The organism is Quatrionicoccus australiensis (assembly GCF_020510425.1).
GTDB lineage: Bacteria > Pseudomonadota > Gammaproteobacteria > Burkholderiales > Rhodocyclaceae > Azonexus > Azonexus australiensis_A.
In genome coordinates, this window is sequence record NZ_JAHBAH010000001.1 from 3692964 (window position 1) to 3717336 (window position 24373).

The window sequence follows — 24373 nt, forward strand, 5'->3', positions numbered from 1 at the left end:
GCATGCATGCCGGAGCCGACCCGGTCGCCGCCCAGGCCGCCGAGTGGATAGTCCGCCTGAGTGCCGACGAGGCCGGCGAGCAGGCCGAGTTGGCGCAGCATTTCGCCGCCTGGCGCGCTGCCGATCCCCGGCACGAGGCGGCCGCCGGGCGCATGGAGGCGATGCTCGGCGAGTTGCAGGCGGTGCGCCGCAGCGGTGCCGCCCGCCCGGCCGGGCGGGCGCTGCGTGCCGCGCTGGGCGGTAAGGGGCGCGGCGGTGCCCGGCGCGGTGTCGCGCTCGTGCTGCTGCTCGCTGGCCTGAGTTTTCTTCCCGCCTGGTTCGGTCTGGCCGGCCAGACACCGGGCTACTGGCTGACCGATCTGCACTCGGCCGCCGGCGAGTGGCCGACGACCCGCCTGGCTGACGGCAGCATCATCGCGCTGGCCGGGCTCAGTGCGGTCAACCTTGCTTTTGATGGCAAAACGCGGCGCATCGAACTGGTCCAGGGCGAGATCCTGGTCGATGTCGCGCACGACGCAACGCGGCCCTTCATTGTCGAGACCGAACATGGCAGCGTAAGGGCGCTCGGCACGCGCTTCACGGTGCGGCGCGAGGCCGAGGTGACGGTCGTCACCATGCTTGCTTCGCGCGTCGAAGTGCGCCCGGCCGAGGCTGATGCAGGGAGTGCCGGCGTGCTTGTCGTGCAGGCCGGCGAACGCGTCCGCTTCAATGCCGACCGCCTGTTGTCGCCCGAGCCGGTCGATCCGCCCAGCGTCGGGCGCGCCTGGGCGCAGCGCCAGTTCGTCGCCCAGGAAATGCCGCTGCCCGACGTGCTCGATGAACTCGACCGGCAACGCCCGGGGCGCATCGTTTTCGACCGGGCGGCGCTGGCCGGGCTCAAGGTGACGGCCGTTCTGCCGCTGACCGACACCGACCGCGCCCTGCAACTGCTGGTCAACAATTTCCCGGAATTGAGCATCCGCAGCTACTCGCCTTATCTGGTGACGGTCGACATGCCGAAAAGCCCGAAAACCACGGGCCGGTAAATTTTTTTGCTTTTCTGGTTCCGCTTGCGCCGTCTCGTGCGTCAAGTCAGATGAAGGACACGATCGGCCGCCAGGCATTTCCTGTTGGACAGGTGCGTTAGCCAGTTTCGCGTCGCGTCCTTCGCCCCGCTTGGGGATCAATTGCCAACAGGAAGCCGACGCTCATGCTCAACATCAAACCAGGCCCGTACGCCGGCATTGCCGGCGGAACCCTCAAACCCCTTGTTTTTGCCCTGCACCTGGCGCTGTGTGGCATTGCCGCCAGTCCGGCGCTCGCCCAGTCGGCGAGCCAGGCCGCCGTGTACGATATTCCGGCCGGGCCGCTCGGCGAGGCGCTCAATCGTTTCGCGCTGCAGGCCGGGGTCGCCATCGTGCTCGATGCGGAAAAACTGCGTGGTTTGCAGAGCCCCGGTCTGCACGGGCGTTACGACGTCGAGGCGGGCTTTAGCGCGTTGCTGCGCCATAGCGGCTACGGGATCAGCAAGACGGCGGCCGGTTACCTGCTCGTTCCCTTGCCCAAGTCGGTTACGGCTGCGCCGGAGGGAGAGCGCGACGATCCGATGCTGGCCGAAACCGTGGTCGTCGAGCAGCGAGAGTCCTCGGGTACCACGGTCATCGATCGTCGCGTGATGGATGCGCTGACCGGCGGCAACGGCGACATCACCAGCATCCTGCGCGTCATGCCGAATGTGCAGTTCGACAATAACCAGTTGCACACCGGTCGCCAGGGCGAAATCTCGCCGGCCGACATCAGCATCAACGGCGCCAAGTTCTACCAGAATCTCTACCAGCTCGACGGCATGTCCTTCAACAACGACATCGACCCGGCGAGCGGCGACAAGTCTTCGTCAATCACCGAAGTGACCTCGGCCAGCCAGGGCATGGCGATCGACAGCAGCCTGCTGTGCAAGATCACCGTGCGCGATTCGAACGTGCCGGTCGAGTACGGCGCCTTCACCGGCGGCGTCGTCTCCGCCGACACCTGCGCCCCGACCAGGACCTTTTCCGGCCAGGCCTCTATCGGCACGACCCGCTCGGAATGGATGGAATACAAGATTGCGCCCGAACAGCAGGGGACTTACGACAACACGACCAGTTCGAACTATGCACGCGCCTTCGAGAAATGGACCTACAAGCTGTCGCTGCAGGGCAAGCCGACCGAGAATCTCGGCCTGATCGGCAGTTTCATCCGGCGCACCTCGACCATCCCGCTCAACGGTGACTCAGCCTATAAGAACGGCGTCGGCGGCACGCCGGAAGAAACCCGACGTACCGACAATTTCTTCGTCAAGGCTTTCTGGAAGGCGACTCCCGACAACAATGTCGACTTCTCCGTCCAGTACGCGCCGACTGCCGACGATCGTTTCATTTCGGCAATCAAGGACAGTCACTACACCTATAACGCCGGCGGTCTCGGTCTCAACGGCGGCATTGCCAGCCGCTTCGACCATTTCGTGCTCAGCCAGCGCCTGACGATGACCGAGATGCAAAGCTCGCGCGACGGCGACTCCAGCCTCTACAAGACCTGGCGTTATTCGGCCGATGACAAGAACTGGGGGACGAGCACCCTGAGCAACGAAGGCGGTTACGGCGATGTCGAACAGAAACAGACGGCGCAGAACTACAGCGCCAGGATCGACTGGGAGCCGCTCGCGCTGTTCGGCACCGAGCACCGCCTGCAGGCCGGCTTCGAACTCGGCCACAAGGAGTCCTATTACAACCGCAAGACGCAGTACGAGTCCTACTACACGCCGGCTTCCTACAGCGGCAACTGCCTGCGCAGCGACGGTACGGTCGATCCCTACTGCTCGACGGCCGATACCTCGAACGGCTGGGCCGGCCAGTACCTGAAGAGCAAGGTTGTCTATCTGGCCGGCAAGTTCACGGTCAAGGAAGACATGCAGAGCCTCTTCCTGCAGGACGAGATCCGCAAGGGCAATTTCATGGCCCGGCTCGGCCTGCGCTTCGACTCGAGCAGCCTGGCCAAGGATGACACCCTGGCGCCGCGCGCCGCCTTTTTCTACGACCTGTTCGGCGACGGCCGTACGCGCTTCGAGGCCGGCGCCAACCGCTACTACGGGCGCAATTTCATGACCTACTACATGACGGCCAACCGCCTGTCGCTGCAGTCGGCCGTGCTGACCCGGAACAGTCTGACCGACTGGGGGCCGCTGGTGATGAGCACGACGTCCTCGATGTACCACTTCGAGGATCTCAAGGTGCCCTACGACGACGAAGCCATGCTCGCCTTCAAGCAGTGCATCGGCAGCACGCTGCTCGGCATCAAGTACGTCGACCGGCGCAGTCGCGACCAGGTCGTGCGCGTGCTGCGCGCGGCCGGCGATTACTGGTTCGAGAACACCGGCAGCAGCAATGCGCAGACCCTGTCGATGACGCTCGAAACGCAGCGCCCGTTTGCGGCCTGGGGGACGCGAACTTCGGTCATGGCCGGGATCGAACAGATCAAGTCGCACACCTCGCACACCGATTACTACACCAGCGACCAGGATTACAACGACAACCGCGGTCTCGATTACATCGTCTACGAAGGCAAGCTGATCAGCCCGCTCGACAAGCCGGCCGACAACTACAACCGGCCGTGGACGGGCCGCTTGCTGTTCATGACCGAAATCCCCGCCGCCAACCTGAGCATCGGCAATTTCTTCCGCTATCGCGCCGGTTACCAGAAGGTGGTCCAGAACGGCACCAAGGATGTCGGCGGCGTGACCTATACCAATTACGACCGCAAATCCTTCGACCCGGCGCTGACCTGGGACATGCGCATCAACTGGGACGTGCCGGTGGCGACCCGGGAAAAGCCCTTCGTCATGCTGAGCATCGAGAACGTGCTCAACGCGACCAACGCGATCGAAAACTCCGGTTCCTATCTGATTTACGAAAAAGGCCGCCAGTTCTGGCTGGAAGTTGGTCTCAAATTCTGAGGTGATGATGCATCGAGCAAGCAAACTGTTTTTCCTGGCCGCCGCCTGCCTGTGTTCGGCGGCGGCCTTTTCCGCCGAGCCCTGCCGCCAGGAGGCGGCCTGGGACGTCGCCTGCCTGCGCCAGCGCTACGCCGTGCCGCTCAAGGCCTGGCCGGCGCCGCGTATAGAGGGCGGCGGCGAGTGGCGGGAAATGGCAGCGGTCAACCCGCCCGATTTGCCCAAAACCGTGCCCTATGCGCTGCTTCGCCTGGGCATCCGGCTGTTTTACGACAAGGCGCTTTCCGACTCGGGGGAAATCGCCTGCGCTTCCTGTCACCGGCCCGAGCATGCCTTTGCCGACACGCTGCCGGTGACGCCCGGCCATGCCGGGCGCAAGGGCATGCGCAATGCGCCGGCGCTGGTCGGCGTCAGTCACGCGACCAGCCTGTTCTGGGACGGCCGCTCGCCGACGCTGGAGCACCAGGCGCTCGGCCCGGTGGCCGATCCGGCCGAAATGGCGATGGCGCTCGACAAGCTGCCTGCCAAGCTTGCCGCCATTGCCGGTTACCGCGAGGACTTCCGCCGCGCCTACGGCGACGACGCGGTGACGCTGCCGCGTATCCAGTCGGCGCTGGCCGCCTACGAACGTACGCTGGTGCCGACGCCGACCCGCTTCGACGCCTTCCTCAAGGGTCAGGCGCAGGCGCTCGACGACAAGGAACTGCTCGGTCTGTACCTGTTCCGCACGAAGGCCGGCTGCATGACCTGCCACCACGGCCCGGCGCTCAGCGACAACAAGTTCCACAATCTCGGCCTGACCTGGTTCGGGCGCAAGTACGAGGATCTCGGGTGCTACAAGGTGAGCGGCGACGTCAGGGATGTCGGCAAGTTCAAGACGCCGACCCTGCGCAACGTGGCGCAGAGCGGACCGTGGATGCACAACGGCCTGTTCCCGGCCTTGCGCGGCATTCTCAACATGTACAACGCCGGCATGCCGCGGCCCAAGCCGGCCAACGAAGCCCAGGCGGTCGACCCGCGTTTTCCGGTCAATTCCGAGTTGCTCAAACCGCTCGAATTGAACGAAGAAGAAATCCGGGCCCTCGAGGCTTTCCTCAATGTCCTGTAAGGCATTTCGCCTTGCCGTCGTGCTGCTGGGCGCGGCCGGCCTGCTGTCCGGCCCGGCGCGCGCCGCCGCGCGGCTCGAGGCGCAGGCGGCGGGCGTCAGCGCACATGTGCTCGACAACGGCTTCAAGATCATCCTGCTGCCGGTTGCCAATGCCGCCACGGCCCGCGTCGAACTGCTGGTCAAGGTCGGCAGCAAGCAGGAAGGCTACGGCGAAACGGGCATGGCGCACCTGCTCGAACACATGCTGTTCAAGGGTGCCGGCCGGCATGCCGACCTGAAGAGCGCGCTGAACGCGCTCGGCGCGACCTGGAACGGCACGACGACGGCCGAGCGGACCAATTTCTTCGCGACGGTGCGAGCCGATCCCGCCAAGGTCGACGCGCTGATCCGGCTCGAGGCCGACCGCTTCCTGCGGCCGAACTTCGCGCCGGCCGACCTGGCCAGCGAGATGACCGTGGTGCGCAACGAGCTGGAGCGCAGGGACAGCGATCCGGACAGCCTGGTGACGCGTGCCCTGCGGCGCCAGAGCTATTTCTGGCACGGCTACGGACGACCGACCATCGGCGCCCGCAGCGACATCGAAGGGGCGCCTTTCGCGGCGCTGCAGGCCTTTCAGCGCAGGTATTACCGGCCCGACAACGCGCTGCTGGTCGTTTCCGGCCAGATCGACGCGGCCCGCGTGCTCGCCCTGGCCGAGGCCGAATTCGGTCATGCCGCGCGGCCGGCAGATCCGCTCCCCGGCAACTGGACGCGCGAGGAGGCGCGGCCGCAGACCAATCGCAGCGAACTGTTCGGCGATGCCGGCAAGGTGATCGCCGCCTCGGCCTGGAAACTGCCGGGCGGCAAGCTGCGCCAGACGCTCGCCATCGATCTGGCGAGTCCGGCCCTGTGCGCCGCCGCCTGGGGAAAACTGCGTCGCGAAGCGGTCGAGGTGCCGCAGGCCGCGCTCGGCATGACGTGTCATGTCGATGCCTGGCCCGACTACAGCCTCTTTGTGGCGCGGGCCAGCGCCGGCGAGCAGGCCGATGCCGATGGACTGATGCGGCGCATGCACGGGCAGTTGGAAAGAGTCGTCCGGAGCGGGCTTGGCGAAGCGCAACTCGAACGCGCCCGCAGCAAGGCGCTCGCCGCCCTGGCGCGGCTCGGCCAGTCGCACGAGGCGCTGGCGGCGCAACTGGCCGAAGCGGAAGTGGCCGGCGACTGGCGGCTGTTTTTCCGGCGCCGCGAGATTCTTGCCGAACTGACGCTGGACGAGGTCAATACGGCCCTGCGCACCTGGCTGATCGACATCAACCGCAGCGATGTCCTGCTTCGCCAGTGTGACGGTCGCAAGTTGCCGCCATCGCCGCCCGCCCCGGCGCTCGCCGAACTGGCGGGGCGCGACTGGCCGGCCATCGCCGTGAGCGGCGCCGCCTTGCCGGCCTCGTTCGACGAACTGGCCGAACAGGTGGTCAGCCTGCCGCTCCCCGATGCCGGACAAGCCGCGCTGCTTGCCCGCCAGACGCGCGGCAACCAGGCCTGGCTGAGCATCGCCAACGATTACGGCAATTTGCCGGCGTTGACCGGGCGCCGGGATGCCTGTGCCCTGGCCGGCAGCCTGCTCGCCCAGGGTGGTGGCGGCCTCGGTCGCAACCAGTTCGAGCGTCGCCTGGAAGCCTTGCAGGCGCGGTGGACGCTCGGTCTCGGCGGTCTTTCCCTGGAAGCGCCGCGCGCCAATATCGAGGCGGCACTCGATTTGCTGCTCGACGCCTGGAAGTCGCCGCTGCTGCCGGCCGCCGAATTCGAAAGTCAGAAGCGGGCGCGCCTGGCCCAACTACGGGCCGCGCAGAAGGACCCGGTGCAACTCGCGGCGAATGCCGTCGCCCGCCGTTTCGACAATTACCCGGCCGGCCATCCCTACCAGACGCGCTCGCTGGCGCAGGCGGTCGACGCCGTGGAAAAGGTCGAAATGGACGACGTGCGGGCCTGCCTGGCTGATTTTGGCGGGCGTTCGCAGATTCGCCTGGCCATGGTCGGCGATTTTTCCGAAGCCGATGTCGCGGCAACCTGGGCGCGCTTGCGCGAGCTGCCCGCGGCCAGCCAGCCCTACCAGCGCATCGGCGAAGCGGCGCCGCCGCCGACAGTCGATCGCACGCCGCTCGAGTTCGTGGCGGTCGAACGCCCGAATGCCGAAGTGCGCGGCCTTGCCTTGTTGCCGATCTCGCCCGACGCCGCCGATTACCCGGCCCTGAAAATCGCCGTCAGCCTGCTCGGCGGCGGCAGCGACAGTCGCATCCGGCAGCGCCTGCGCGAGCGCGCAGGCCTCGCCTACACGGCCGGCGCGACGCTGAGCGGTGGTGATTTCGGGCCGCGCAGCCGCTTGGCGGTAAGCAGCAGCGTCGCCAGCGTCCAGGCTGCGGCCGCGCTGGCGCTGCTCCAGGAGGAAGTGGCGCAGGCCCTGGCCGAAGGTTTCACGGCGGCCGAGGTCGAGCGCGCCCAGGCCGCCTGGCAGGAAGCGCGGGCCAGATCGCTGGCCAGCGAAGGTGCCTTGGTCGGGCAGTTGCTGCAGGGTATGCAGAGCGGGCGCGATTTTGCCTGGCAGGCCGAGTTCGATCGGCGCATCGCAGCGCTTACGGCAGCGGAAGTGACGGCCGCGCTGCGCCGCCACCTGGCGCCGGCTGCCCTGGTCTGGTCGGTGGCGCGCGGCGAGTGAGCGGCGGCTGATTTTGGCGATTTCGAGAGGGGCGACCGTCTGGCGGTCGACCCTCTCGAAGAGCAGAAAATGCTGTCCGCCGGCGCATGCAAAAGCGCTTCCATGGTGGCAGGGAACGGCCAGCGAGCTTGCCGCATGCATTGCCGAGCGCGATGGCGGCTTGTTGCCGGGCATGCACTCCAGATTTTGCCGGTCTCGGCGGCTCTTGCCGACTGTCGGGGCGCTCTGTTTGTTTGATACTCTTGCGCCCTGGCGTGCGTCTCATGGCGCTTCATTCACAACAGAGTACCTGGACGATCATGATCTCCCTCGAAAACCTGTCATTGAAAAAATATCTGAACCTCGTTTCCGCAATGGTTTTCGCGATCCTGGTGGTGGTTGGCGCGGTGGGTATTGCCGCCCTGCAGGGAATCTCCTCGTCGGCCACCAAAATGGGCGAGGGCAAGGATGTCGTGGCCGATATCCTGCCGCCGCCGCTTTTTGTCATCGAGGCGCAGTTGACCGCCTACGACATTGCTGTGGCAACGGATGCGCAGCGTCCGAAATTGCTGGAGAAATTGCAGCAGCTCAAGAAGGACTATGTTGCCCGCAACCAGTTCTGGAGCGATTCGGAACTCGATGCCGGTCTGAAAGCAAAATTGCTGGGTGAGCAGAAGACGCAGGGCGAACTGTTCTGGGCCGAACTGGAGAATGTCTTCCTGCCGGCGCTGGCGGCAAACGACACGGTGCGCATGGAAAGTTCGCTGCGCCAGATGCGCGAGCGTTACGAGGCGCATCGCGTGGGCGTTGAGGCGACCGTTGTCGTCGCCAACCAGTTTGCCGAATCGACCTTGAAGAACCTGACCGATACCAGCTGGATAGATAGCCTGGCGATGTCGGCGGCGATCGTTATAGGTTGCCTGCTCATCGTGCTGGCCATGCGTTCGCTGTCGTCCACGCTGTTTCGCCGGATTGGCGGCGAACCGGCGGCAGCCGTGGCGGTGGTCAGCCGGATTGCCGGTGGCGATCTGGGCGGCCGGATCGAACTGGCGCAGGGTGACTCATCGAGCATGCTGGCAGCGATGAAATCGATGCAGGATTCCCTGGCCAGCCTGGTCGGCGAAATTCGTGACATGGTGCGGGCTGCCGAGCACGGCGATCTCGGGCGGCGGATCGAGCTTGCCGACAAGCAGGGCTTTGGCAGGGAAATCGGAGAGGCACTGAATCAATTGATGGTGGTGACCGATACCAGCCTGCAGGATGTTTCCCGGGTGGCCGGTGCGTTGGCGGCGGGCGATCTGTCGCAGAAGGTGGTGGCCGTTTATCCCGGTGCCTTCGGCCAGACCGCCGGGGCGATCAATGCCACGGTGCAGGCCCTGACGCAGGTGGTCGAAGAGGTTCGCGAAATCGTCAATGCCGCCGCACAGGGCGATTTCAGCCGGCAGATCGATGTCGCCAGCAAACGCGGTTACGCCCGAACCCTGGCCGAACTGCTCAACAGCCTGGGCATCACGGCGCACCAGGCGCTCTCGGATATTTCCCTGGTTGCCGGAACGCTGGGGGACGGCGACTTGCGGCAACGCATCGAAAGACAGTATCCGGGCCTGTTCGGCGAAACGGCACAGGGCATCAATACGACGGTCGATAACCTGAAGGAAGTGATCGGCAACGTGGTTGCTGCGGTTGACGCGATCACCACCGCCGCCAAGGAAATTTCAGCCGGCAATGCCGATCTCTCGGCACGTACCGAAGAGCAGGCCTCCAGTCTTGAGGAGACGGCCGCCAGCATCGAGCAATTCACGGCGACCGCACAGCAGAACACGGCCAGTGCCAGGGCTGCGAACGAGCTGGCGCTGGCGGCATCGGAGATGGCGATCAAGGGCGGTGAAGTGGTCAAGGCCTCGGCGGTGACGATGATCGACATTCAGAGCAGTTCGAAAAAGGTGGGCGATATCATCAGCGTCATCGAAGGGATCGCCTTCCAGACCAATATCCTGGCGCTGAACGCGGCGGTCGAGGCGGCACGCGCCGGCGATCAGGGCAAGGGCTTTGCCGTGGTGGCAACGGAAGTGCGTGCCCTGGCGCAGCGCTCCGCAATGGCGGCCAAGGAAATCGGGGCCCTGATTTCGGATTCCGGGAGCAAGATCGAACGCGGTTCGACGCAGGCGCGCGAAGCCGGTGTGCGCATGGAGCAGATCGTCGAGTCGATCGGCAAGGTCACGGCCATTGTGGCCGCAATCAGCCGGGCTTCCGTTGAGCAGACGGCCGGTATCGAGCAGGTCAACCGGGCCGTCGCCCAGATGGACGAAGTGACGCAACAAAATGCCGCTCTCGTCGAGGAGGCCGCTGCGGCAGCCGAGTCGCTGGAAGATCAGGCGCAGCAGTTGCAGGAACAGGTTGCCCGCTTCAAACTGGACAAGGTCCTGTCCGGGCGGGCCAGACTGGCTGCGCCGCGGCGGACGGCCAAGCCCGGGCCGGGCAGCAAGGCCGTACTCTCGGCGCCCGCCGATGACAATGCGGAGTGGAATTCGATTTGATGACAGGCCGGCAAATGCCGGCCTGATCGGGGCGGCTTAAAGCGCCGCCCAGAGGGCCAGCCCGAGGCAGGCCAGCATCAAGTAACCGGCGAGGCCGCCGAGTTGCATCTGGCGGTCGTTTTCCTTGCGGCCGAGACTGAACATTTCGGTGACCGGGACGCGTCGACCGTAACGCGCCTCGCCCTGCTGGCCGATGCGGATCGAAACCAGGGAGGCGGCGACCGCGACCAGGAGCAGCAGCGGCACCGGCGTTTGCGTCCACGCCAGCCAGGCGGCCGGCAGGATCAGCGCCAGGCCGGTCACGGCGCGGATGATCAGCAGCGGCAGGCGGCGCCGGCTCATGCGGCTGCTCCCATTGCCTCGCCCATGCGGATGGCGCGCGTCGGCGTCCACTCCGGGTTGAAGGTCAGCGTGTCCTTGGGGAAGAGCATGACGACGGTCGAGCCGAGCAGGAAGCGGCCCATTTCCTCGCCCTTTTTCAGCACGATGTTGCGGTCGTCATAACGCCATTCGCGCACGACCCCCGGGCGCGGCGGATTGACCTGGCCATGCCAGACGGTCGCCATGCTGCCGACGATGGTGGCGCCGACCAGGGTCAGCACGAAGGGGCCGCTGGCCGTCTCGAAGACGCAGACGACGCGCTCGTTGCGCGCGAACAGCCCGGGCACGCCGCGCGCCGTGGTCGGATTGACCGAGAACAGCGCGCCGGGCACGTAGATCATGCGGCTCAGCTTGCCGTCGCAGGGCATGTGGATGCGGTGGTAGTCGCGCGGGCTGAGATAGAGTGTCGCGAAACTGCCATTCTCGAATTTTTTCGCCAGTTCGCGATCGCCGCCGACCAGCGCGGTGGTCGAGTAGCTGTGGCCCTTGGCCTGGAAAATCTGGTCGCGCTCGATCGGTCCGAACTGGCTGATCGCGCCGTCGACCGGGCTGAGAAATGCGGCCTCGGCGAGCGGCCGGGCAGCGGGCTGGAGCGGCCGCGTGAAGAACTCGTTGAAACTCTTGTAGCTGGTGATGTCCGGATTGGCCGCTTCGGCCATGTTGACCTTGTAGCGGCCGACGAACCAGCGGATGACGCGGGTGGTCAGCGTGCCGGCCTCCTTGCTGGCGAGCTTGCCGGCGAGGATGGTCAGCGCCTGTTTCGGGATCAGGTATTGGGGCAGTACGGCGAGGCGGTCGGACACGATGGAAACCGGTAAATTGGCGACCCGCGATTATACGGGTTCGCCGCTTTGCCTCCTATGTCCCTGCCATCCTCAATCGGTGCCGGACTCAGTCCTTCGAATACAGCCCGACGCGGTTGCCTTCGCTGTCGATGAAGAGCGCGATATGGCCGATGTCCTTGCCGATGTCCGTTTTTGCCATGACGACGTGGCCGCCCGCTGCCGGAATGCGGGCCAGCACGGTGTTGAGGTCGGCGCCGCCGTCGAGATAGACGAGCGTGCCGTTGTCGCGCGGTTGCAGTTGCGGCATGGCGACCAGCGCGCCGCTCGGGTAGGGCTCGGCGTAAGGGAAAATGGCCATGGCGATGTCGCCGCAGGTTTCGCGGCGCAATTCGATGGCGAGAATGTCCTGGTAGAAGGCGACGGCCCGGTCGAGGTTGGTGGTGGCAATTTCAAACCAGCGCAGCGGATTGTCCATGATGTTTATCTCCGGAAAGTTCAGCGGCGGGATGCCGTTGATGCAGCGCATTCTGGCCGGGGGCTCCTGACAGCATGGTGTCAGGAGGCTTGGCGTGCCCGGCAAAACGGCGTGTTATGCTGAAATTCCCGTATTCCCCGTCATGACATGCGCCCGGCCGACCGACTGTTCCAGATCATCCTTTTGCTGCGCAACGGCCGCGTCGTCACCGCCGCCGCGCTGGCCGAGGCACTCGAGGTTTCCGAGCGCACCATCTACCGCGACATCGCCGACTTGGTGAAATCCGGGGCGCCGATCGATGGCGAGGCCGGCGTCGGCTATCGCCTGCGTCGCGGTTACCAGGTGCCGCCGCTGATGTTCACCGGCGACGAAATCGAAGCGCTGGTGGTTGGCGCCAAGCTGGTCAGCGCCTGGGGCGATTCGGCCTTGGGCAAGGCGGCGGCGCAGGCCATGGCGCGCATCGAGGCGGTTTTGCCGCGCGCGCTGGAAGAGCGGGTCGGCGCGTCGAGCCGGCGTTTCCTGGCGCTCGATTGCCTGCAACCGGCGCCGCTGCGCGAACCGATGGCCTTGTTGCGGGCCGGCATGGAAAGCGGCCGCAAGGTGGCGGTGAGTTACCGGCGGGCCGACGGCGAAGTCTCGCAGCGCACGCTCTGGCCTCTTGGCCTGGTGTTCTGGGGACATTGCTGGACGCTTGGTGCCTGGTGCGAGTTGCGCCAGTCCTTCCGGACCTTCCGCGTCGATCGTATTTTGACGGTTGAGCTGATAGCCGCAACTTTTGACGACCGTTACGGCCATCTCTGGCGCGACTACCTGGCGACGGCGCGCGGCGAGGGCGAAGCCTAGTCGCTGTTGCCGGCCGGCGGCTGTTCTGTCGCCGGCTCCGACGCGACCGACTCGGCGCTGACCGGGAAGCGTGGTGCCTGGTTGGGCGTCGGTGCCATCACCGACCAGCGCTCCTTGCGCCACTTCTCGCGTTCGCCGTTGCCGCAGAAGGTCCACGCGACGAAGCGGCTCTGCTTCTGGCCCTGGGCCATGGCGATGGTGCGCGATTCGACGACCTTGGCCTTTTTCAGCGCGGCTTCGATATGCACGAGGTTGTCGGCCTGCGAGACCAGGCTGGTGAACCACATGACGCGCTTCGGGATGTTGGCGCTCTGTTCGATCATGTTCTTGACGAAGGCGCGTTCGCCGCCGTTGCACCACAGTTCGGTGCCGCCGCCGCCGAAATTGAGGCGCGGCTGCTGTACCGCGCCCTTTTTCGCGCCCGGCTTGTTGAGGTTGTTCCACTTGCGCTGGCTGACCGCATGCACGTCGTCCGGCGAATTGTGGAAGGGCGGGTTGCAGATGCTCAGTTCGAAGTTTTCGCCGGAGCGCAGCAGGCCGGTGAAGATGTTTTCCCAGACCGGCTGGTGGCGCAGTTCGACCATACCGGTCAACTGCTCGTTTTTGCCCAAAATCATCTGCGCATTGGCCAGCGCCGTTTCGTCGATATCGACGCCGAGGAAGTGCCAGCCGTATTCGGCGGCACCGATCAGCGGATAGACGCAGTTGGCGCCGACGCCGATGTCGAGCACGCGCACGCCGGCACCGGTCGGGATCGTTTTCTTGTTGCAGGTGGCGAGCAGGTCGGCGGCGTGGTGGATGTAGTCGGCGCGACCGGGAATCGGCGGACAGAGGTAGCCGGCCGGGATTTCCCAGCCCTTGATGCCGTAATGCAGGGCGAGCAGGGCGCGGTTGAAGGCCTTGACGGCGCTCGGGTTGGCGAAATCGATGCCCGGCGTGCCCGCCTTGGTGGTGATCACGAACTTGACCAGACCGGGCGCGACGGCAGTCAGCGCGGCGAAATCGTAGCCGGCCGCATTCTTGTTGCGCGGGTGCAGTCCGGGTTTCTGGGCGGGTGTGGTCATGCGCGTTCCGATCATTTTGCTGGGGGCGGAGTATCCCATGGAACGATCCTTGAAACCTCAGTTGACCGCTTGTCCATCCCAGGGAAATCTCATAAGCGCTGATTTGAGTGCCTTCGATACAATTGATCCAATGGGTGTGAGCGCTACGTGGCTGCTGGCACATCTGGGCGGGCGCCCAGCTTTGTCGCTCCTCCTTGCAGGCATGAGCCTGCCGCGTCGTCGCTTCGCGCTGGTCATCCCGCCCAAACGCACCAACAGCCGCGTCCAACCAAGGTTTCAAGGATCATTGTTGCAAGAACGACAAGGTGGTTTTGCGGGCAAGCAATTGTTTTTTGGCTGTTTTTGCACGTCGACCGCTGGGCACGAAATTCGCTGATGTTCGCAAATTCGTCCCCAACGGAGTCTTCCCCCATGAAACTGCAAATCGAACGCCCGCATATCGAGGCGATGATCCAGGCTTTTCCGCGTCTCGATTTTGTCCGGGAGCAACTGCGCTTCGGCAACAAGGTCGAACTTTCCTTCAGCCAGTTGGCCGACGCGGAACTCGCCTTCCTCGAAGACTTGTATGCCAAGGGCGGGCCGGAGCTGCGGGCGCGCGGCGCGCAGATTGCCACCTTGCAGAAGGCGATGCGCGAGGGCGGCCGGCGTTTCGCGCCGGAGGAGCTGGAAATGGCAGTGCCGGCCATTGCCCGCTATCTGGCCGAAGGCTCGACGCGCGGCTGGGTGTTTTCGGCGACCATCACCGGTAAGCCGCTGGCTTACGTGGTGACGCGCCTCGACTACACGCCGCCGTCGGAAGAGGAAACCGGCAAGATTTTCGTCGAACTCAAAGCCAATGCCCGCGCCCGCATGGCGACGGCGACGGTGCGCATCACCGGGCCGGACATCGCCGGCCGCAATATCGCCGAAATCCTCGCCGCCAAGGGCTTCGTCAAGGAGACGCCGGAATTGCTGCAAAGCTACGACGAGGGCGCGGCGCGCTACTTCGACTGGCGGGCGCAGTACGGCGCGCAGTTCGCCGGCACCGGCGTCGGCTATTTCGCCGAGAACCCGACGGCGACGCATCGCGATACCGACTACACGCGCAAGGACATGATCATCCTGTCCTCGACCGGCAGCCCGTCGCGCCTGGTCAACGATGAAAGCATCCTCGGCGAGCGCGTGCTGGCGCTCGATGCGACGGGCGACATCATGGCCAAGTTCGTGCGCCGGGTGGCGCGCAATTCGCGGCTTTCCAACAAGGAAGAGGCGGAAGTCGAGGAAACCCAGGCCAGCATGCCGAAAGGGATGTTTACCGAACTGCCGGTGCATTTCTACATCCTGATGTTCCACCTCGAACTGCACCATTACGTCTGGGTGCATGTGGACGACATGGAACCTTATGTCTACCAGCCGGAACTCAAGGACAAGCTGGTGCTGCCGCCCGAGCAGACGGACCTGATCGACATCCTGACCGCCGAGATGGACGTGCTGATGGACGACATCGTCGCCGGCAAGTCGGGCGGCACGACGGTGCTCTGCGCCGGGCCGGCCGGCGTCGGCAAGACGCTGACGGCAGAGGTGTATTCGGAAATCATCAAGCGCCCGCTCTATCGCGTGCATTCCGGGCAATTGGGGCTCAATGTCGCGGCCATGGAAGTGGCGCTCAAGGAGGTACTGACCCGCGCCCAGCGCTGGGGGGCGGTGATGCTCATCGACGAGGCCGACGTGTACATCAAGAAGCGCGACGACAACATCACGATGAATGCCGTGGTTGGCGTCTTCCTGCGTGTGCTGGAGTACTTCAACGGGCTCTTGTTCCTGACCACCAACCGGGTGGACGACATCGACGAAGCCATCGTCTCGCGCTGCATCGCGCTGATCAAGTTCCACCCGCCGACGCGCGCCGATCGGCGCAAGATCTGGGGCGTCATGAGCGAGCAGTTCGGCTTGCCCGTCGCGCCGGAGCTGCTCGAGCGCCTGCCCGACATCTTTCCGGAAGCGACCGGGCGCGACATCAAGGGCCTGGCCAAGCTGGTCGCCAAATACTGCAACCAGAAGCAGGTGGCGCCAGGACTCGATGTTTTTCGGCGCTGCTCGATGTTCCGCGGCATGGAAGTGGTGGCCTGACATGATCGTTTCGACTCAATCCGGGAGGTCCGCATGTTTCTCGCCATGAACCGTTTTCGCATCGCGCCCGGCAAGGAGGATGCGTTTGTCGAGCACTGGCGCAATCGCAACAGCTACCTGAGCGAAGTGCCGGGTTTCATCAGCTTCAATCTGCTGCGCGGCGACACCACCGAGGAGCGCACGCTGTTCGCCTCGCACACGGTCTGGGAATCCGAGCAGGCGTTTGCCGACTGGACGCAGTCCGAGGCCTTCCGCAAGGCGCACATGGCGGCCGGCAATTCGCCGCGCGATTTCTATCTCGGGCCGCCGCAGCTCGAATTGTTCGAAGCCGTGCTCTGAGCGGTCGACGGCCTTTTTCGGCCGAAAACCGTCAATGTTCCTTGCCGTCGATGCGCGGCTGCAGCAGGGCGGGAACGTGGTGAATAGCGAGGATGGCGTAGCAGGCAAACCAGCAGGCGGCGGCAAGCTGGATCCACAGCAGGTAGAGCGCCGGATAAAGCTGCGGCAGCACGATGCGCAGTGCGAGCGCGCCGAGCATGATGTACAGCGTTGCCTTGTCGAGCGTATCAAAGACGACCTTGCGCCCGGTGTGGCCCTTGCTGATGCGGATCAGCATGCCCGGAATGACGCAGCCCATGGCGCCGAAGGTGAACAGGTGCACCGAAACGCTGCCGATCCAGACGAAATCGACGACATGGCCGAGCGCTTCGATCAGCAACTGGCCGACGATGGCGAGGTAGCCGACGTACATGATGCCGATGTCGATCCGGCGCGCGGCGAGCTGCGGTTTCCAGAACACGAAACGGATGCCGAGGAGTACGGCCAGCGCCAACGAGAGCGCAGCGGTCAACGGTCGCGGCAGGGCCATTTCCATGACGAGGATCAGGCCGAGCAGCTTGATCGCCATGTCGAGTTTTGGGTGGCGCAGGATCTGGATCTGGAAGGCAGCCTTCATGAACCCGGTCAGCGTGCGTTCGAGCATGACGAGAAAGGCGAGGCGGAAGAGCCCCATGCTCATGCTGTAGCCGGCGGTGAAGTTGTCGCCGTTGAGCATCAGGTACTTGGCGACCAGGAAGGCGGGCAGGATGACCAGGAAAAAAGCGTTGTCGCGGTAGCTGTCGCGCGCCCGGTGGCGGATCAGCGTCCACATCAGCATGGCGCTGATGCAGCCGAGGAAAGCGTTGTTCGAGAGCAGGAAGAGGGCGCGCGGCCAGTCGCCACCAGCGCTCATGCCGAGACGCTCGAACAGCCAGGCGGCGGCGAGCAGCATCAGGGCCGGGCCGTGATAGCCGCGGATATTCACCCAGTTCTTGGTCGAGGTCAGCAGAAAACCGCCAAGCACCGCCCAGCCGAAGCCGAAGAACATTTCGTGGGCGTGCCACTGCGTCGGGGTGAAAGTGTTTGCCGGGGCCGGCAGGCGACCGCTGAATATCAGCGCCCAGGCGACCGGCAGGATCATGCCGGCGAGGCAGGCAAGGGTGAAGAACGGACGAAAGCCGGCCAGCCAGAGGGGATGTTTCGCGAGTTGCATGTTGAACCTTTCGGGATGGCGAGTGCCTGTTGTATTGAGTTTAGCCACAGACGCACATCACAACTTTGATTTATCCCGTGCTCGTCGAGCAAGAGGCTTCACATTCGCGTAAAATTCCGGGCTTAGTCAGGCGCGCGATATCGCGATCGGGCCGGGCTGCTTTTCTGAAGGATAGCAATGAAGCGCGTGGATGATTTCCGCTTGCAGTTGGGCAAGCATGAACTTGTACCAATCATGATTGGCGGCATGGGCGTCGATATTTCGACGGCCGACCTGGCCCTGGAGGTTGCCCGTCTGGGTGGCGTCGGCCATATCTCGGATGCGATGATCAAGACGGTCACGGACCGTCGCTACAAGACCAAGTTCGTCAAGGAAAAGCTCGCGCTTTACAAGTACAACGCCGAAAACGAAGACAAGTCGGACGTCAAGTTCGACCTCGGCAAGATTGCCGAGGCGACCAAGCTGCACGTCGCCGGCACCATGGAACGCAAGCAGGGCTCCGGCCTGGTTTTCGTGAACTGCATGGAAAAGCTGACCATGAATGCGCCGAAAGAGACGCTCAAGGTCCGCATGACCGCGGCGCTCGATGCCGGCATCGACGGCATTACGCTGGCTGCCGGCCTGCATCTCGGCTCCTTCGGGCTGATCGAGGATCACCCGCGTTTTCGCGATGCCAAGCTCGGCATCATCGTTTCCTCGGTGCGCGCTTTGCAACTGTTCCTGAAAAAGGTTGCCCGCACCAACCGCCTGCCCGACTACGTCGTTGTCGAAGGTCCGCTTGCCGGCGGTCACCTGGGTTTCGGCATGGACTGGGCGCAGTACGACCTGGCGACCATCGTTGCCGAAGTCATGCAGTTCCTGAAGAACGAGCATCTCGAGATTCCGGTCATTCCGGCCGGTGGCATCTTTACCGGCACCGACGCGGCGCAATTCCTCGAGGCCGGCGCTGCCGCCGTCCAGGTTGCTACCCGCTTTACTGTCGCCAAGGAATGTGGCCTGCCCGAGAAGGTGCAGCAGGAATACTTCAAGGCCAGCGAAGACGATATCGAGGTCAACCAGATTTCCCCGACCGGCTACCCGATGCGCATGCTCAAGGGCAGCCCGGCGATCGGCGATGGCATTCGCCCGAATTGCGAGGCCTATGGTTACCTGCTCGACGCCAACGGCAAGTGTTCCTACGTGACCGCCTACAACCGCGAAGTGGCGGCTCATCCGGGCGCGCGCAAGGTCTCGGTGATGGACAAGACCTGTCTGTGCACGCAGATGCGCAACTTCGATCTGTGGACCTGCGGTCACCTGACCTACCGTCTCAAGGATACGACCAACAAGCTGGCTGATGGCAGCTACCAGATCCTGTCGGCCGAGCATGTTTTCAAGGATTACCAGTTCAGTACCGACAACAAGGTGGCGCTGCCGCTGCCGCAGGAGCAGACGGCCTGATCCTCGCTTGCCGAGTGCGTAAAGGGAACCCGGCGCATTTCTGGCCGGGTTTTTTTCTGCTTGGTCATTTGATTTTGCCGCTTGCCCGAGTCGGGAAAAGTGTTTTTGATGAGACAGTCATACCGGGAGTTAATGATGATGCGATATAGTTCTGGCCTTTCCGGGCAGGACGTCATCATTTCTGGTGCAAACATGTCGCAAAACCAATCAACGGATATTTTTCTCGCAGCGGCCAGGGGGTTGCGTCTCCTTGCCGCGCTGGCAGCCCTGGTTTTCGTCGGCCAGGCGGGGGCGGAAGAGGAATCGGCTTTTGCCCTGCACGGGTTTGGCACGCTTGGTGCAACGAGAACCTCGACGGCCGATGCGGAGTTTGTCCGTGATCTTTCCCAGCCCAAGGGAGCGAGCAACCGCTGGGATGGCAAGGTGGACAGCATTCTCGGTCTGCAGGCCAGCTGGCGCCTGACGCCGGATCTGGAGGCGGTCGTCCAGGCGATCAGTCATTATCGCTACGATCGCAGCTTCAAGCCCGAGGTTTCCTGGGCCTACGTCAAGTACGATCCGACGCCGCAAGTGAGCCTGCGGGCCGGGCGTCTCGGTACCGAATTCTTCATGATGGCCGATTCGCGTCAGGTCGGTTATTCCTATCTGCCGGTGCGGCCGCCGGGCGATTTCTTCTGGTACCTGCCGTTTTCCAGCATTAACGGGGTGGATGCGGCGTTGACCGTGCCGGTGGGTGAAGATGTGCTGCGCGGCAAGCTCTATTACGGGATTTCCGAGGGCAATATCCCGCTGGCCGACAAGCAGTGGAGTCTGGATGGCTCGGCCATGGTCGGTGGTTACCTCGATTACCAGTTGGGCTCCTGGCTGTTGCGTGCCAGCTACGCGAATATCCGCTTCAATCACAACATGCCGATTGAGGGGGATCTGGCATCAGCTGTTCTGGCTGGCGCGATGACGTCGGTCGAGGCTGCGCAGGCGCGTGACTATCTGGCGGCAGACAATACCCGCAGCCACTATTATTCGGTGGGGGCGATTTACGACAACGGTCCCTGGCAGTTGCAGATCATGCTCAACAAGATTACCCAGGGCAGTCGCATTTTTCAGAGTTCATCGGCGGGTTATCTGCTGGCGGGTTACCGGATCGGTTCGGTGACGCCCTATGCCGGTTTTTCCTGGATTCGTTCCGAGTCGCGCGCTGCAACGCTGAATCCGGTGATAGACGTGATCATGGCGGATGCGCATGCGCACCAGAATACGACCATTCTTGGTGCGCGCTGGGATGTGGCGCGCAATGTGGCGCTCAAGGCGCAGTGGGACGGCATTCGTGGCGAAGCGCAGTCGATTTTTCCGTTCCGCAATGAGCAGGCGGGCTGGTCGGGCAAGATGGACGTCTTCAGTCTGACCATGGATTTCGTCTTCTGAAATCATGAAGTCGTCCCGTCCTTATTCCCTCGTTTTGCTTTTCTGGCTGGCGTTCCTGCCGGTGCGGGAGGCTGTGGCCGATCTGGTGGTTGTGGTCAATGCCCGTAACGGTGTTGCCGTGATGACGCGCAACGAGGTGACCAATATCTTCTTCGGGCGCTACCGTCAGTTCTTCAATGGCGTCGAGGCGCAGCCGGTCGATCTGATCGACAGTCATCCTGATCGGGCGCGCTTTTATGCGGCGCTCGTCGGCAAGGATATTTCCGACGTCAATGCCTATTGGTCGCGTCAGGTGTTTTCCGGGCGCATGCAGGCGCCGCCGCGCGTGAACAGCACGGAAGAGGTGCTGAAATGGGTCAGCTCCCACCCCGGTGGCATCGGTTTCGTCGATCTGGCCAAGGCGGACGCGCGGGTGCGGGTCGTCTACGAACTGGCGCCCTGAGCATTTTTTCAATTGGCGTTGAACATTTACCGGTGGTCTCCGGTCATTAGCATTGAGCAGATGGCGTTTGTCGTCATCCGGTCATGATCGGTCGGGGTGTAGGCGTGTAAGCTCCGACTCGAGCACCTTGTGCTTGCATTCAAATCAATAAAGGAGACAAACATGCCGAAACGAATCATAGGCAATATCCTCGCTGGCCGCACGTTGGTCACGGCCAGCGGCAATACCACGGTCAGGGCGGCCAGTCGGCTGATGGCCGAGAAAAAGATCGGGGCGCTGCTGGTCGTCGAGCAGGGTCGGATTGCCGGCATCTTTACCGAGCGCGATGCACTGAACAAGGTGCTGGCGGCCAGTCTGGATCCCGATAAAACCCTGCTCGCACAGGTCATGGTGCGTGATCCGCAAACCATCCGCGCCGACAAGCCGCTGGCTTACGCGCTGCACATGATGGCCGAAGGTGGCTTCCGCCATGTGCCGGTGGTCGATGTCGACGGTGCGCCGGTCGGTATGGTCTCGGCGCGCGATGCGCTGGGGCAGGATCTGGTTGATCTCGAGCGCGACATGCGTCGCCTCGAAGAACTGGAAACCTCGATCGGTTATTGATCCGGGGTTGCCCAGCCCAACTGCGCCAGTGTGGCGGCGAATTCGCCGGACACTGGCGCGTTTATTTGCATGCGGCGGGCGTCCATCGGGTGGTCGAAGTCCAGTTGCGTGCAGGCGAGTAGCATGCGCTGGCAGCCGAAGTGTTCGGCGAAGAAGCGGTTGTGGATACCCTTGCCGTGCGTCGCATCGCCGATGATCGGATGGGCGATGTGCTTGAGGTGGCGGCGCAGCTGGTGCTTGCGGCCGGTTTGCGGATCGAGTTCGAGCAAGGCGTAGCGGCTGCTCGGGTAGCGGTCGACGGCAAAAGGTAGCTCGATTTCGGCGAGTCGCCGATAGTGGGTGAGGGCGCTTTGTGCTTCATGGCTGCTCTGCTCGCCAACGAATTCGTGGCGCTCGCGCTGGCGGGTCAGCGGGTGGTCTATGCTGCCGGCAGTCGGCGGAATGCCGCGCACGACGGCGAGATAGCGCTTGCTGACGCTGCCCGCTTCGAATTGCCTGCCAAGTTGGCCGGCAATTTCCTGCGACAACGCGAAGAGCAGGATGCCGGAGGTGCCGCGGTCGAGGCGATGTGCTGGCCACACCCACTGGCCGATCTGGTCGCGCAGGATCTGGATCGCGAAGCGCGTTTCGTGACGGTCGACTTCCGAGCGATGGACGAGCAGGCCGGAGGGCTTGTCCACGACGACGATGTATTCGTCGCGGTAGAGAATCGGCAGCTCTTCCCTGATTGCGCTGTTGTTGTCGTCTTCAGCCAAAGAAGCGGCTCGATGCCTCGGCAGGGAGTTCCATGCCGGTGATGTGGGCGCGTTCGAGCAATTCCCAGTAGTAGCGGTAGGAAGCGCGATCATGCAGTTTGCCGGCATGCTGGATCGGGCCCCAGTCGGTGTCCTGGGCGGCGATCAGGATTTCCGTCGCGGCCTGTACTTCGGAAAAATCGGGGCGCATGGCTTCGACGATGGGCAGGATCTGGTTCGGGTGGATGCTCCACATGCGCAGATAGCCGAATTCGCGACGGGCGCGCAAGGCATCATTCCTGATGTATTCGATGTCTTTCAATTCGGTGGTGACGTTGTGTGCCGGCACGATGCCGTTGGCCAGCGCGGCGGCGCTGATCTCGCACTTGGCGCGGGTCACCAGCGGGTGTTCGAACTGGCCCGGGCTCTTCATGGCGCTGCCGGGAATGGCGCCGTGGTGACCGGAGACGAAATCCATCAGGCCGAAATCCAGCGATTCGACGCCGGGCAGGGCGGCGATTTCCCAGACTTCGCGCAGGGCGCCGTGGGTCTCGATCAGTACGTGCACGGGAATGCGTCGGTCGACACCGAATTTTCGCTCGATTTGCCGCAGGGCTTCGATCTGGATCTGCACATCTTCGGCGCTGCACGGCTTGGGTAGCGTGATGAAGGGGAGGCGGTTGCCGGCGATGCGGACCAGGATTTCCAGATCCTGCTGCCAGTGGGCGTGCGTGATGTCGTGAATGCGCGCACCAACCCGATTGAACAGGTTGTCGTCAGACATGATCAATCGAGCCGCCATTTCGGCGTGCTCGCGTTCGGCGCCGGCATGTGCGCCATCCTCGCAGTCGCAGGTGATGTCGAAGATCGGGCCGAGTTCTTTTTGCAGCAACAGCGCTTTCTGCATCAGCTTTTCCGAGCCGGCGTAGTGGTCGACCGCCGGGAGAACAGGGAAAGGCTTTTCGCCGGCAAAGAGAACGATTTTCGGATGGCGCATGTTTTTAGCGATCAGGATCGAGATGGTGGTGGCGGAATAAAAACGAAAAGGGCCGCGGTATTTTACCGCGGCCCTTGCTTGTTTTTCTGGTAGCTAACAACTACCAGCTAACAGCTTGTCTTACAGCATGTCCTTGACGGCTTCAGCTTCGTCGGTCAGTTCCTTGAGCGTGAAGTTGATCTTTTCACGGCTGTATTCGTCGATTTCCAGGCCCTGGATGATCGAGAACTTGCCGCCCTTGCATTCGCACGGGAAGCCGAACACGATGCCGGCCGGAATGCCGTAGGAGCCGTCGGAAGGAACACCCATGGTGACCCATTCGTCGGAACCGAGGACCCAGTCACGCACGTGGTCGATGGCAGCGTTGGCAGCGGAAGCGGCCGAGGACAGGCCACGGGCTTCGATGATGGCGGCGCCGCGCTTGCCGACGGTCGGCAGGAAGACGTCGTTGTTCCAGGCGTGATCGTTGATCAGGGTCTTGACGCTGTCACCATTGGAGGTGGTGTAACGGTAGTCGGCGTACATCGTCGGCGAGTGGTTACCCCAGACGACCAGCTTCTTCAGTGAAGAAACTTCGCGGCCGGCCTTGGTGGCCAGTTGCGACAGGGCGCGGTTGTGGTCCAGGCGCAGCATGCCGTGGTAGTTGTTCGGGTTGGTGCGGCCAACCTTCTTGGCGGCGGCAGCAGCGATAAAGGCATTGGTGTTGCAGGGGTTGCCGACGACCAGGACTTTGACGTCTTCCTTGGCGTTTTCAGCGATGGCCTTGCCTTGCACCGTGAAGATGGCGCCGTTGGCGGTCAGCAGGTCGGCACGTTCCATGCCCTTGGTGCGCGGACGGGCGCCAACCAGCAGGCAGACGTCGGCATCCTTGAAGGCGACGTTCGGATCATCGGTGGCAACCATGCCGGCGAGCAGCGGGAAGGCGCAGTCTTCCAGCTCCATCATCACGCCCTTCACGGCTTGCTGAGCTTGCGGCAGGTCGAGCAACTGAAGGATGACCGGCTGGTCTTTGCCGAGCATTTCGCCGGAGGCGATGCGGAACAGCAGGCTATAACCGATCTGACCGGCGGCACCGGTAATGGCAACGCGCATGGGGGCTTTGGACATATGTCGCTCCTGTTTGAAACAGCGTGATTGAAATTGTTCGGATTTGCTCGGGTGCTCGCGGGTGAATTCGCTAGCGGGCGCGAGAAGACGACGATGTTAGAAGTTCGGGCGCTGGCTGTCAATTGCATCATGTGTCTTATATAAGACAACTTTTCGTGGA

General features: G+C 63.6%; 21 protein-coding genes. 13 read left to right on the forward strand and 8 right to left on the reverse strand.

Going from position 1 to position 24373, the window contains the following annotated elements:
- The first annotated feature begins 2 nt into the window (after window positions 1-2).
- The 5 genes from KIG99_RS17625 (at window position 3) to KIG99_RS20805 (ending at window position 10280) form a co-directional block, all read left to right on the forward strand.
- The gene (locus tag KIG99_RS17625) at window positions 3-1025 is read left to right on the forward strand and encodes a FecR family protein (RefSeq protein ID WP_226461343.1); all 1023 of its coding nucleotides are present in this window, start codon (window positions 3-5) and stop codon (window positions 1023-1025) included.
- Window positions 1026-1189: 164 nt separating this feature from the next.
- Window positions 1190-3967 carry a TonB-dependent receptor gene (locus KIG99_RS17630; RefSeq protein ID WP_226461344.1) on the forward strand — a complete coding sequence of 926 codons (2778 nt, stop codon included), beginning with the start codon at window positions 1190-1192 and terminating at the stop codon, window positions 3965-3967.
- 7 nt (window positions 3968-3974) lie between these two features.
- A complete protein-coding gene (locus KIG99_RS17635; protein ID WP_226461345.1) occupies window positions 3975-5072 on the forward strand; it encodes a cytochrome-c peroxidase in 1098 nt (365 codons plus the stop codon).
- A complete protein-coding gene (locus KIG99_RS17640; RefSeq protein ID WP_226461346.1) occupies window positions 5062-7764 on the forward strand; it encodes a M16 family metallopeptidase in 2703 nt (900 codons plus the stop codon). The genes KIG99_RS17635 and KIG99_RS17640 overlap by 11 nt, the downstream gene beginning before the upstream one ends.
- A 263-nt stretch (window positions 7765-8027) precedes the next feature.
- Entirely contained in the window at window positions 8028-10280 is a 2253-nt protein-coding gene (locus KIG99_RS20805; protein WP_319002409.1) for a methyl-accepting chemotaxis protein, read from the forward strand.
- 36 nt (window positions 10281-10316) lie between these two features.
- Here the strand turns inward: KIG99_RS20805 and KIG99_RS17650 are convergent, their stop codons facing one another.
- The 3 genes from KIG99_RS17650 to KIG99_RS17660 all read right to left on the reverse strand — a co-directional run bounded on the left by KIG99_RS17650 (window position 10317) and on the right by KIG99_RS17660 (window position 11921).
- On the reverse strand, window positions 10317-10622 hold the full coding sequence (locus KIG99_RS17650; RefSeq protein WP_226461347.1) for a hypothetical protein: 306 nt from the start codon (window positions 10620-10622) through the stop codon (window positions 10317-10319).
- Window positions 10619-11464, reverse strand: coding sequence for an archaetidylserine decarboxylase (asd, locus tag KIG99_RS17655; RefSeq protein ID WP_226461348.1), 846 nt, complete (start codon window positions 11462-11464; stop codon window positions 10619-10621). The genes KIG99_RS17650 and asd overlap by 4 nt, the downstream gene beginning before the upstream one ends.
- A gap of 88 nt (window positions 11465-11552) precedes the next feature.
- Window positions 11553-11921 (reverse strand): VOC family protein, encoded by a 369-nt coding sequence (locus tag KIG99_RS17660; protein WP_226461349.1) that lies wholly within the window; start codon window positions 11919-11921, stop codon window positions 11553-11555.
- Between the two features lie 147 nt (window positions 11922-12068).
- Between KIG99_RS17660 and KIG99_RS17665 the strand changes: the two genes are divergently transcribed.
- Window positions 12069-12764, forward strand: coding sequence for a helix-turn-helix transcriptional regulator (locus KIG99_RS17665; protein WP_226461350.1), 696 nt, complete (start codon window positions 12069-12071; stop codon window positions 12762-12764).
- Here the strand turns inward: KIG99_RS17665 and rlmF are convergent.
- The gene (gene rlmF / locus KIG99_RS17670; protein ID WP_226461351.1) at window positions 12761-13828 is read right to left on the reverse strand and encodes a 23S rRNA (adenine(1618)-N(6))-methyltransferase RlmF; all 1068 of its coding nucleotides are present in this window, start codon (window positions 13826-13828) and stop codon (window positions 12761-12763) included. The two genes, KIG99_RS17665 and rlmF, sit on opposite strands and share 4 nt — an antisense overlap.
- Here rlmF and KIG99_RS17675 point away from each other — a divergent pair.
- From KIG99_RS17675 to KIG99_RS17685, 3 genes are read left to right on the forward strand one after another with little or no spacing between them, the layout of a single operon-like run.
- Window positions 13827-14204 (forward strand): hypothetical protein, encoded by a 378-nt coding sequence (locus KIG99_RS17675; protein WP_226461352.1) that lies wholly within the window; start codon window positions 13827-13829, stop codon window positions 14202-14204. The two genes, rlmF and KIG99_RS17675, sit on opposite strands and share 2 nt — an antisense overlap.
- A gap of 35 nt (window positions 14205-14239) precedes the next feature.
- Window positions 14240-15937, forward strand: a complete 1698-nt coding sequence (locus KIG99_RS17680) for an AAA family ATPase (RefSeq protein WP_226461353.1) — start codon at window positions 14240-14242, stop codon at window positions 15935-15937.
- A gap of 33 nt (window positions 15938-15970) precedes the next feature.
- The gene (locus tag KIG99_RS17685) at window positions 15971-16276 is read left to right on the forward strand and encodes an antibiotic biosynthesis monooxygenase family protein (RefSeq protein ID WP_226461354.1); all 306 of its coding nucleotides are present in this window, start codon (window positions 15971-15973) and stop codon (window positions 16274-16276) included.
- Window positions 16277-16307: 31 nt separating this feature from the next.
- On the opposite strand, the gene KIG99_RS17690 is transcribed toward KIG99_RS17685, so the two are convergent.
- Complete coding sequence (locus tag KIG99_RS17690) at window positions 16308-17468, reverse strand: NnrS family protein (protein WP_226461355.1); 1161 nt, start codon at window positions 17466-17468, stop codon at window positions 16308-16310.
- A gap of 177 nt (window positions 17469-17645) precedes the next feature.
- Between KIG99_RS17690 and KIG99_RS17695 the strand changes: the two genes are divergently transcribed.
- The 4 genes from KIG99_RS17695 to KIG99_RS17710 all read left to right on the forward strand — a co-directional run bounded on the left by KIG99_RS17695 (window position 17646) and on the right by KIG99_RS17710 (window position 21375).
- Complete coding sequence (locus tag KIG99_RS17695) at window positions 17646-18908, forward strand: nitronate monooxygenase (protein ID WP_226461356.1); 1263 nt, start codon at window positions 17646-17648, stop codon at window positions 18906-18908.
- 192 nt (window positions 18909-19100) lie between these two features.
- Window positions 19101-20330: a porin family protein gene (locus tag KIG99_RS17700; protein WP_226461357.1), complete on the forward strand. Its 1230-nt coding sequence runs from the start codon at window positions 19101-19103 to the stop codon at window positions 20328-20330.
- Between the two features lie 4 nt (window positions 20331-20334).
- The gene (locus tag KIG99_RS17705; protein ID WP_226461358.1) at window positions 20335-20772 is read left to right on the forward strand and encodes a substrate-binding domain-containing protein; all 438 of its coding nucleotides are present in this window, start codon (window positions 20335-20337) and stop codon (window positions 20770-20772) included.
- 162 nt (window positions 20773-20934) lie between these two features.
- The gene (locus tag KIG99_RS17710; RefSeq protein ID WP_226461359.1) at window positions 20935-21375 is read left to right on the forward strand and encodes a CBS domain-containing protein; all 441 of its coding nucleotides are present in this window, start codon (window positions 20935-20937) and stop codon (window positions 21373-21375) included.
- Here KIG99_RS17710 and KIG99_RS17715 read toward each other — a convergent pair.
- From KIG99_RS17715 to KIG99_RS17725, 3 genes are all read right to left on the reverse strand, one after another.
- Window positions 21369-22130 (reverse strand): tRNA pseudouridine(65) synthase TruC, encoded by a 762-nt coding sequence (locus KIG99_RS17715; RefSeq protein WP_226461360.1) that lies wholly within the window; start codon window positions 22128-22130, stop codon window positions 21369-21371. The two genes, KIG99_RS17710 and KIG99_RS17715, sit on opposite strands and share 7 nt — an antisense overlap.
- Window positions 22123-23106 (reverse strand): HpcH/HpaI aldolase/citrate lyase family protein, encoded by a 984-nt coding sequence (locus KIG99_RS17720; RefSeq protein ID WP_226461361.1) that lies wholly within the window; start codon window positions 23104-23106, stop codon window positions 22123-22125. The genes KIG99_RS17715 and KIG99_RS17720 overlap by 8 nt, the downstream gene beginning before the upstream one ends.
- Window positions 23107-23226: 120 nt before the next feature.
- On the reverse strand, window positions 23227-24213 hold the full coding sequence (locus KIG99_RS17725; RefSeq protein WP_226461362.1) for a malate dehydrogenase: 987 nt from the start codon (window positions 24211-24213) through the stop codon (window positions 23227-23229).
- Window positions 24214-24373: the final 160 nt, after the last annotated feature.